Annotated in this window: 1 pseudogene; it reads left to right on the top strand. The window is 64.1% G+C overall.

Annotated features, from left to right (window positions below):
• Positions 1-94: 94 nt before the first annotated feature.
• Positions 95-479, top strand: a pseudogene (locus CKO27_RS24155) (5-(carboxyamino)imidazole ribonucleotide synthase); the annotation flags it as partial.

Here is a 479-nt window from a genome sequence, read left to right as displayed (position 1 = left end):
CCCGACCCAGCCGATACGTCCACGCGCTGTCCTGACTACTCCCCTGTATTCTTTAGGGCTTTCCAATTTCTTCCACATCCCCGATCATTGCACTATGGATCGATTTTCCTTACCCATTGCCCGTATCGGCATCATCGGTGGTGGCCAGCTCGGCCGCATGATGGCCAAGGCCGCCAAGCGGATCGGCTGCACCTGCGTGGTGCTCGATCCGCAGCCGGGTTCGCCCGCGGCGCAGATCGCCGGTCAGCAGATCGTCGGTCACTATCATGATCCGGCCAAGCTGCGCGAGCTGGCCGATGCCTGCGACGTGCTCACCTTCGACATCGAGGACATCGGCACCGAGACCCTGGTCGAGCTCGAGCAGGAGGGGCATGCGATCTATCCGGCGCCGGGGGTGCTGGCGCTGATCCAGGACAAGCTCACCCAGAAGCAGGCGCTGGAGGCGGCGGGGATTCCCACCGCGCCCTTCGTGCCGATGC

Source organism: Thiocystis violacea (genome assembly GCF_016583575.1).
GTDB classification, from domain to species: domain Bacteria; phylum Pseudomonadota; class Gammaproteobacteria; order Chromatiales; family Chromatiaceae; genus Thiocystis; species Thiocystis violacea.
The sequence above is the reverse complement of the archived record's forward strand: the minus strand, read 5'-3'. Positions and strand labels throughout refer to the sequence as shown.